At 72.2% G+C, this 8050-nt stretch carries 9 protein-coding genes; 5 read left to right on the top strand and 4 right to left on the bottom strand.

Annotated features, from left to right (window positions below):
* Positions 1-117: 117 nt before the first annotated feature.
* Complete coding sequence (locus tag EEJ42_RS36930; protein WP_123106554.1) at positions 118-675, bottom strand: hypothetical protein; 558 nt, start codon at positions 673-675, stop codon at positions 118-120.
* Positions 676-772: 97 nt separating this feature from the next.
* Between EEJ42_RS36930 and EEJ42_RS36925 the strand changes: the two genes are divergently transcribed.
* Entirely contained in the window at positions 773-1720 is a 948-nt protein-coding gene (locus tag EEJ42_RS36925; RefSeq protein WP_184503453.1) for a DMT family transporter, read from the top strand.
* Here the strand turns inward: EEJ42_RS36925 and EEJ42_RS36920 are convergent.
* Complete coding sequence (locus EEJ42_RS36920; RefSeq protein WP_123106555.1) at positions 1717-2817, bottom strand: magnesium and cobalt transport protein CorA; 1101 nt, start codon at positions 2815-2817, stop codon at positions 1717-1719. The two genes, EEJ42_RS36925 and EEJ42_RS36920, sit on opposite strands and share 4 nt — an antisense overlap.
* Before the next feature lie 453 nt (positions 2818-3270).
* Here EEJ42_RS36920 and EEJ42_RS36915 point away from each other — a divergent pair, with 453 nt between their 5' ends.
* The 3 genes from EEJ42_RS36915 to EEJ42_RS36905 all read left to right on the top strand — a co-directional run bounded on the left by EEJ42_RS36915 (position 3271) and on the right by EEJ42_RS36905 (position 5610).
* The gene (locus tag EEJ42_RS36915; protein ID WP_123106552.1) at positions 3271-3873 is read left to right on the top strand and encodes a suppressor of fused domain protein; all 603 of its coding nucleotides are present in this window, start codon (positions 3271-3273) and stop codon (positions 3871-3873) included.
* A gap of 111 nt (positions 3874-3984) precedes the next feature.
* Positions 3985-4623 (top strand): DUF6758 family protein, encoded by a 639-nt coding sequence (locus EEJ42_RS36910; RefSeq protein ID WP_123106551.1) that lies wholly within the window; start codon positions 3985-3987, stop codon positions 4621-4623.
* A gap of 111 nt (positions 4624-4734) precedes the next feature.
* Entirely contained in the window at positions 4735-5610 is an 876-nt protein-coding gene (locus EEJ42_RS36905; RefSeq protein ID WP_123106550.1) for a PHP domain-containing protein, read from the top strand.
* Between the two features lie 82 nt (positions 5611-5692).
* On the opposite strand, the gene EEJ42_RS51385 is transcribed toward EEJ42_RS36905, so the two are convergent.
* Positions 5693-5848 carry a hypothetical protein gene (locus EEJ42_RS51385; RefSeq protein ID WP_009715242.1) on the bottom strand — a complete coding sequence of 52 codons (156 nt, stop codon included), beginning with the start codon at positions 5846-5848 and terminating at the stop codon, positions 5693-5695.
* 221 nt (positions 5849-6069) lie between these two features.
* Between EEJ42_RS51385 and EEJ42_RS36900 the strand changes: the two genes are divergently transcribed.
* Complete coding sequence (locus EEJ42_RS36900) at positions 6070-6999, top strand: NYN domain-containing protein (protein ID WP_123106549.1); 930 nt, start codon at positions 6070-6072, stop codon at positions 6997-6999.
* Here the strand turns inward: EEJ42_RS36900 and EEJ42_RS36895 are convergent.
* The gene (locus tag EEJ42_RS36895) at positions 6996-7859 is read right to left on the bottom strand and encodes an alpha/beta fold hydrolase (RefSeq protein ID WP_123106548.1); all 864 of its coding nucleotides are present in this window, start codon (positions 7857-7859) and stop codon (positions 6996-6998) included. The genes EEJ42_RS36900 and EEJ42_RS36895 overlap by 4 nt on opposite strands.
* Positions 7860-8050 lie beyond the last annotated feature (191 nt).

The following is an 8050-nucleotide window of genomic DNA, read 5'->3' as shown; positions in this document are numbered from 1 at the left end:
CTCCGGCGTTTGAGGAGCGGGGTCCAGGGGCGGAGCCCCGGCGGGGCGCGGGGCGGAGCCCCGCATCGGGGGGCCGGGGGCTTGCCCCCGGTTTCGGGAAGGGGCGGGGTGGGGAAATCAGCCCGCCTTCCGCCCCCGCTTCCCGCGCGCCACCAGCTTCGGCAGTCCCGCCGGAATCGGCCGCCGCGTCACGGCGGGAGAGGCCGGCGGCGCCGCCGCGAGCGAACCCGTCCCCGCCTCCACCAGCGCCGCGTCGGCCACCGGCTCCAGCCGCAGCACCCGGCACTCCCGGGCCCACCGGTCCTCGATCGTGTCCGCGTCCACCGCGTTCAGCCGCTTGCCCTTCAGCTCGCCGACGGCCGCGGTCCACGCCTCGCCGCCCGGGGTGAGTTCGACCACCCGCGCGGGCCAGCCGACCAGCCGCCCGCCCTTGTCCTTGCTGCGCACGGTCACCGTCGCGGTGCCGCCGTCCACCAGCCCGAGCCCCTTCAGCGGCTGCTCGTCGGGGCCGTCCCCGACGAGGCAGACGGCGCCCTCGTGCCAGATGTGCCACAGGGCGCGGGCGGCGCCCTCGGAGCCCTGAACCCAGACCAGGGCGGACTTCTTGGACGCCTCCTCGACCAGGGCGCGGTCGATCAGGTCCATGGCGTCCAGCGGCGTCGGCGTCTGCGTCATGCGAACAGCCTAGGACAGCGGGGCCGGTGCCCCCCGCGCATCCCACCCAGCGAAATGACAGTCCCATGCGCGGCGCACGCACCTTACGCTGAGCGGCGTGCCCACGACGCGCTCCACCCGCCCCACCCGCACAGCCACCGCCACCACCGCACCGCACCCGACCCTGGACGCGGCCCTGCTGGCCGTCGCCGTCGCCGGGGTGTCGCTCTCCGCCCCGCTGGCCGCCGCGATCGCGGCCCCCGCCCTCGCCATCGCGTTCTGGCGCAACGCCATGGCGGTCGGCGCCCTCACTCCACTCGCGCTGTGGCGCCACCGGGGCGAGCTGCGCCGGATGGGGCGCCGGGCGGTGGCGCTCTCGGCCGCCTCGGGGGCGCTGCTCGCCGTGCACTTCGGGACCTGGCTGCCGAGCCTGCACATGACGTCCGTGGCCTCCTCGACCGCGCTGGTGACCACGACCCCGATCTGGACCGCGCTGCTGCTGCGGCTGCGCGGCCACCGCCCGCCCCCGGCGGCGACCCTCGGCACGGTGCTCGCGTTCCTCGGTGTGGTGATCCTCACCGGGGTCGACCTGTCCGCCTCCCCGCAGGCCCTCGCGGGCGACGCGCTCGCCCTGGTGGGCGGCGTGGCCGCGGCCGGGTACGTGCTGCTGGGGGCGGAGGTGCGCCGGGTGGCAAGCACGACCGCGTACACCTACGTCTGCTACTCCACGACCAGCGTGTGCCTGCTGCTGACCTGCCTGGCCGCGGGAGTGCGGCTGCACGGCTACGGCGGGGACACCTGGCTGAAGCTGGTGCTGCTGATGGTCACCGCGCAGCTGCTCGGGCACACGCTGATCAACCGGGTGGTCAAGGGCCTGGGCCCGTCCGTGACGTCGACCGCGATCCTGCTGGAGACGCCGGGCGCGGCCCTGATCGCGGCGGTGTGGCTGGGCCAGCAGCCGCCGGTCGCCGCCTACCCGGCGCTCCTGGTGATCCTCGGCGGGCTCGCGCTGGTCGTCCTGGCGGGCCGTAAGCAGACCCAGGACGCCCCGCGCACAGCCCCCTAGAGCCAGCCGTTCCGCTTGAATCCGCGGTGGATCGTGACACAGATCCCCACCGTGACGGCCAGCACCATCGGGTAGCCGAACCTCCAGTGCAGCTCCGGCATGTAGTCGAAGTTCATGCCGTAGATCCCGGCGATCATCGTCGGGACGGCGCAGATCGCCGCCCAGGATGTGATCTTGCGCATGTCCTCGTTCTGGGCGACCGTCGCCTGCGCCAGGTTCGCCTGGAGGATCGAGTTCAGCAGGTCGTCGAAGCCCAGCACCTGCTCGTTGACCCGGGCCAGGTGATCCGCGACGTCCCGGAAGTACTTCTGGATGTCGGGGTCCACCAGCCGCATCGGACGCTCGCTCAGCAGCTGCATCGGCCGCAGCAGCGGCGAGACGGCCCGCTTGAACTCCAGCACCTCCCGCTTGAGCTGGTAGATCCGGCCCGCGTCGCCGCCGCGCCGGGAGGTGGCCTGCGAGAAGACCTCGATCTCGACCTCGTCGATGTCGTCCTGGACGGCGTCGGCGACCGCCAGGTACCCGTCCACGACCTGGTCGGCGATGGCGTGCAGCACCGCCGAGGGGCCCTTGGCCAGCAGCTCCGGGTCCTCCTGGAGCCGGTGCCGCAGGGCGCGCAGCGAGCCCTGGCCGCCGTGCCGCACGGTCACGATGAAGTTGTGGCCGGTGAAGCACATCACCTCGCCGGTCTCCACGACCTCGCTGGTCGCGGTGAGTTCGGCGTGCTCCACGTAGTGGATGGTCTTGAAGACGGTGAAGAGGCTGTCGTCGTACCGCTCCAGCTTCGGCCGCTGGTGCGCCTGCACCGCGTCTTCCACGGCCAGCGGGTGCAGCCCGAATTCCTGTGCGATGCCCGCGAACTCGCGCTCGTTCGGCTCGTGCAGACCGATCCAGGCGAAGCCGCCCTCGGCGCGCACCCGCTCCATCGCCTGCGCCGGGCTGACGTGGTCGCTGACCCGCTTCCCGTCGCGGTAGACGGCGCAGTCGACGATGGCGCTGGTGACGGACGGGTCGCGGGTGGTGTCGTAGTTGCTGGCCTTGTGGGTCAGGCGCAGGGCGGGGCGGACGGCTGCACGCAGGTCACGGATCATCGACATGACGGGCTCCTTCACGGGCCGGCCGTCAGCGGCGGGCGCGCGGCGCAGCGCGGCGCCCGGAAGGTGGACGTACGGCACTCCCTTGAGGCGTACGTCCGCAAAGCGGGCGGCGCTCCGTGCGATGGCGCTGACGGAAGTTCGCGGAGAACAAAGAACAGATGCGATACGAAGGCGCTCTGCCGTCACATGCCCTTGATGCGAGAAGACTTCACGTGTTTCACCGCTAGGCGGTGGGGTACGGAAGGTTTCAGATCATGAAGTCGCATACCAAGGGGAAACGACGGGAGAACTGTCGGTACTGCACGGTCGACTCGGATCCACCGCAGCCCCACCTCCTCCGGCCGGTCCCCCTTGGGGGACGACGTATTTCCCTGGGCAGGCAGCCAGGCTATCAGTCGGCAGAACCGTTAAGCCGCCGCTTTGCCCGTTCGATACGCGATCTATGCTCACCGCATGTCAGACGTCACGCAGCTGGTCGAGGCCCGGTTGATCACGGCGCTGGGCGAGCCGGACGCCCGCGCCGCCGTCACGTTCGTCGGTACGGACCGCATCGAGGTGCTGCGTTTCCGCGCGGACGGGAACGTCGTCCGGTACGCCACCCTCGGCATGTCGGACCATCCGATGACCGACCCCACCGCCGCCGTCGCCGACCAGCTCCGCGGCCCGCGCGCCGAGCTGGTCCTCACGGTGCGCAGCGGCGCCCCCGGCCCCGGCTCCGCCGTCCTGGACGAGGTGCTGCGCCCGCTCGCCGTGCTGGCCGCCTCGCCGCAGGTCGAGGGCGTGGTGGTGACCCCGGGCGCGTCCCTGGACCTGGGCGGCCCGCTGTGGCCCGGGGCGCCCTTCACCTCCGTACTCGTCGGCGAACCGGGCGGCTTGGTCCAGGACTTGGAGCTGATCGAGCCGATGGAGCCGGTGCGCTTCCTGCCGCTGCTGCCGATGACCGGCAACGAGGCGGCGTGGAAGCGGGTCCACGGCGCCGGCGCCCTCCAGGACCGCTGGCTGCGGCACGGTACGGACCTGCGCGACCCGGCCAGGTCCGGTGTGCCGCTGGGGTGAAGCCCGCCGGAAACGAGTCGTGAGCCCGTCGTGTGCCCGTCGGAAGCCCGTTCCCTCCACACGGGTGATCGTCCTTGACGTGGGGACGGGCGGGGAGGACCGTGGGGCCCTATGAGGGGCGAACCCAGTTGCCCGAAGTGCGGTGGCCGGGTGCGTGCGCCCGGTCTCTTCGCCGACTCCTGGCAGTGCGGTGTGCACGGCACGGTGCACCCCGTTCAGCCGGTCGTCCCGCCGAGCGTGGAAGCACTCGTGGTGGTCACCAACCGCGCCCGGGTGCCCGTATGGATGCCGTGGCCGCTGCCCGTCGGCTGGCTGTTCACCGGGGTCGCGTGCGCCGGTGACGACCGCAGCGGCGGCCGCGCCACCGTCGTGGCCTGTTCGGGCCCCGGTCCGCTGGGCGGCCCCGGGGAGCTGCTGCTGATCGCGGAGGAGCTGGGCGTGGGGCTCGGCGCGCGGTACGCGGGCATCCCCGGCCCCGACCCCGGCCCCGGGATGCGGGTGGACAAGCCGCCGCACGTCAAGGTGTTGGCCGCCGGGCGTCCCACCCCGCTGTGGCACGTCGAGGGCACCCCGGACGACCGCGCGGTGTTCGCGGGCGAGGCGTGCGGGCTGTGGCTGTGGGCGGTGGTCTGGCCCGAGCAGACCGGGCTGCTGATGTACGACGAGATGGTGCTCACCGATCTGCGGGACGCGGGCGCCGAAGTGGATCTGGTGCCGTGCGGCGCGCTGTCGCCGCGGCTGTTGTCCTGACGTATGTCACGAGCACCGCAGTGATCACCCCCTGACGCGGGCATGCCCTGGACTGCGGCTACCCTGAAGCAGGCTGCTTGTTCACCCTGTTACCGCTGGGAGCCCGCGTTCGTGCGCATCGACCTGCACACCCACTCCACCGCGTCGGACGGTACGGACACCCCCGCCGAGCTGGTGCGCAATGCCGCCGCGGCCGGTCTGGACGTCGTCGCGCTCACCGATCACGACACGGTCGGCGGCTACGAGGAGGCGGCCGGGGCGCTGCCGGAGGGGCTGACGCTGGTCACCGGCGCCGAGCTGTCCTGCCGCCTGGGCGGGGTGAGCCTGCACATGCTGGCGTACCTCTTCGATCCGGCCGAACCCGAGCTGGCGCGCGAGCGCGAGCTGGTGCGCGACGACCGGGTGCCCCGGGCCAAGGGGATGGTGGCGAAGCTGCGCGAGCTGGGCGTGCCCGTCACCTGGGAGCGGGTGGCGGAGATCGCCGGGGACGGGGCCGTCGGACGGCCGCACGTCGCGACCGCGATGGTCGAGGCGGGCGTCGTGGAGAGCGTCTCGGACGCGTTCTCCTCGGAGTGGCTGGCGAACGGCGGCCGGGCGTACGTGGAGAAGCACGAGCTGGACCCCTTCGAGGCGGTCCGGCTGGTCAAGGGCGCGGGCGGGGTCGCCGTCTTCGCGCATCCGCTGGCCGTCAAGCGCGGCGAGTGCGTACCGGAGAGCGCGATCGAGGAGCTGGCCGCGGCCGGTCTCGACGGCATCGAGGTCGACCACATGGACCACGACGAGCCGACGAGGGCGCGGCTGCGCGCGATCGCCGCCGAGCACGGGCTGCTCACCACGGGCTCCAGCGACTACCACGGCAGCCGTAAGACCTGTCGGCTCGGCGAGTACACCACCGACCCGGAGGTCTACGCCGAGATCGTGCGCCGGGCGGCGTTGGCCCCACGCGAAGCGCCCCCGTACGACGGCGTACGGGGGCGGCTGCGGTAACGCGTTCAGGTGTGGTCACCCTCGTCTCGTCGGTGACCCGTCTGCGTCCGTGTCTGCTGTTGCTGCTTCTGTGTCGGTGCTACTACCGTGCGGCGGTTTCGGCTGGACGGATGTAGATGCGCTGGCCGATCGCGGCGGCCTGCTGCACGATCCGGTTGACGGAGGCGGCGTCCACGACGGTGCTGTCCACGGCGTTGCCGTCGACATCGTCAAGACGCATGATCTCGAAGCGCTGCAAGGCTTCTCCCTTCGTCTGATCCTCCTGCTGGAGAACTGGTGTGTACGGGAGACGCGCGGCGTCGCTGCCGCGCGTTCCACAACCTGTTCAACGAAGCATGCCCTGAAAAGATTCCCTACGCTAATGAAATTTTTCGCCAGGCTAAGTATTCCCTGGTCGGGCGCCGATCGGACGGAGTCCGGTTGTGCCCCTCCGGAAGGGGCCCGGAGAATGAACCGCGTATGAGTGACGTGATGCCCCCGGGCCAACCAGACCTCGCCTCGATCGTCGACGGCATCGAGCGCACCAATGAGCTGCTACAGCGCGTGCTGGCCGAGGTCGCGACCACGCCCTCCACTCACGCGATCTTCGTGGACGCCGGATATGTCTACGCGGCCGCCGGGCGGCTCGTCGCCGGAACGGAGGACCGCCGGGCCTTCGAGCTGGACGCGGAGGGGATCATCGAGGCGTTCATCGACAGGGCCCGGATGATCTTCCCGGACAGCCGGCTGCTGCGGGTCTACTGGTTCGACGGGGCCCGGCGCCGGATCCACACCCCGGAGCAGCAGAGCATCGCCGAGCTGCCCGACGTCAAGGTCCGGCTGGGCAACCTCAACGCCAACAACCAGCAGAAGGGCGTCGACTCACTCATCCGCTCCGACCTCGAATCCCTCGCCCGGCACCGGGCCATCGGCGACGCCGTGCTCATCGGCGGCGACGAGGACCTCGTCTCCGCCGTCGAGGCCGCGCAGGGCTACGGAGCACGCGTCCACCTGTGGGGCATCGAGGCCCTCGACGGGCGCAACCAGGCCGAGCCGCTGCTGTGGGAGGTCGACAGCCAGCGCACCTTCGACCTCGACTTCTGCAAGCCGTACGTCACCCGGCGGGCCACCGGCTACGAGCCGAACGGCGACACGCCGCTGTGCGGGCCCGCGCCCTCCCGCGACGAGGTGCGCTTCATCGGCGCGCAGATCGCCGCCCAGTGGCTCTCCGCACGCGGCCGCGAAAGCCTCGCCGACCTGCTGCCCGGCCACCCCTATCTGCCCGGCTCGGTCGACCAGGAGCTGCTGATCGACGCGGAGGGGATGCTGCGGCTGTCCCTGCGCGCCCACGCCGACCTGCGGCGCGCGCTGCGGGACGGCTTCTGGGAGCACCTCCAGGCGCAGTACTAGGTGATGCTCTCCCAGAACGTGATCAGCGCGTCCGCCGTGGGATGCGGCCGCTCCGCGTTGGGGGAGTGCTCCGCGCCCTCGATCACGGTCCGGTGGGCGGACAGCCGTTCCGCCATGGCGTCCATCAGCGGCACCGGCCAGGCGTAGTCCACCTCGCCCGACAGCACATGCTTGGGGAGCGCCGTCGCGGCCAGCTCCCCGACCCGGTCCGGCTCGCCGTTCAGCTGCCGCCCGGTGGCCATCAGCTGCTCCGGAACGGTGCCCATCCAGCGCGTGCGCAGAAAGTCCCGTACGCCGGGCGGGGTCACCTCATCGGCCGCCTCGGGCGGATCGAGTTCGCGCATCGCCTGCCACACGGACTCCATGTCCATTGTGCCCAGCGCGTCGATCAGCAGCTTGGTGCGGGTCTGCTGCGGGGGCGCGATGGCCGCGGGCCCGGAACTCATGATCGTGAGCGAGGCGAAGGCGGCGGGGGAGCGGAGCACGGCGGCCCGTGCGATCAGCCCGCCGAGCGAGTGCCCCAGCACGTGCACCGGCCCCGCGCCGTCCGCCAGCGCCGTGGCCTGGGCCAGCAGATCCCGCGCCAGCTCGTCCTGCGCGTACGCGGACTCGTCGCGCGGCCCGCGGCTCTCGTGCTGCCCCCGCCCGTCGACCGCGACCGCCCGGAACCCGGCGGCGGCCAGCGGCTCCAGGAGCGCGATGAAGTCCTCCTTGCTCCCGGTGAACCCCGGCACCAGCAACACGGTCCCCCGCGACGAGCGCTCGGGCCGCGCGTCATGCACGGCGAACTCGCCACGCGCGGTCGACAGCCGAAGGGCGCGGGCGCCCGAGGGAAGGGTGAGAAACGGCGGCCTGCTCATGAGGACGAGGCTATACAGGACGCGGAGAACGCGGCGTGAACGCTGCGTTGTGCCTCCCGCAGGGTTTCGGGCGCGGGGCCCTGAGGGCCCCGCGGGGCCCGCCCCCGCGTGGGGGTCTGCGCTGCGTGGGGGTCTGCTCTGTGTGGGGGTCTGCGCTGCGTGGGGGTCTGCGCTGTGTGGGGGTCTGCGCT

It is taken from the genome of Streptomyces botrytidirepellens (assembly GCF_003721215.1).
GTDB lineage: Bacteria > Actinomycetota > Actinomycetes > Streptomycetales > Streptomycetaceae > Streptomyces > Streptomyces himastatinicus.
The sequence above is the reverse complement of the archived record's forward strand: the minus strand, read 5'-3'. Positions and strand labels throughout refer to the sequence as shown.

Coding starts and splice junctions, on each gene's coding strand:
- EEJ42_RS36915 (WP_123106552.1), top strand. CDS start 3,271: ATGTCAGACGTCACGCAGCTGGTCGAGGCCCGGTTGATCACGGCGCTG.
- EEJ42_RS36910 (WP_123106551.1), top strand. CDS start 3,985: ATGAGGGGCGAACCCAGTTGCCCGAAGTGCGGTGGCCGGGTGCGTGCG.
- EEJ42_RS36930 (WP_123106554.1), bottom strand. CDS start 675: ATGACGCAGACGCCGACGCCGCTGGACGCCATGGACCTGATCGACCGC.
- EEJ42_RS36895 (WP_123106548.1), bottom strand. CDS start 7,859: ATGAGCAGGCCGCCGTTTCTCACCCTTCCCTCGGGCGCCCGCGCCCTT.
- EEJ42_RS36900 (WP_123106549.1), top strand. CDS start 6,070: ATGAGTGACGTGATGCCCCCGGGCCAACCAGACCTCGCCTCGATCGTC.
- EEJ42_RS36920 (WP_123106555.1), bottom strand. CDS start 2,817: ATGTCGATGATCCGTGACCTGCGTGCAGCCGTCCGCCCCGCCCTGCGC.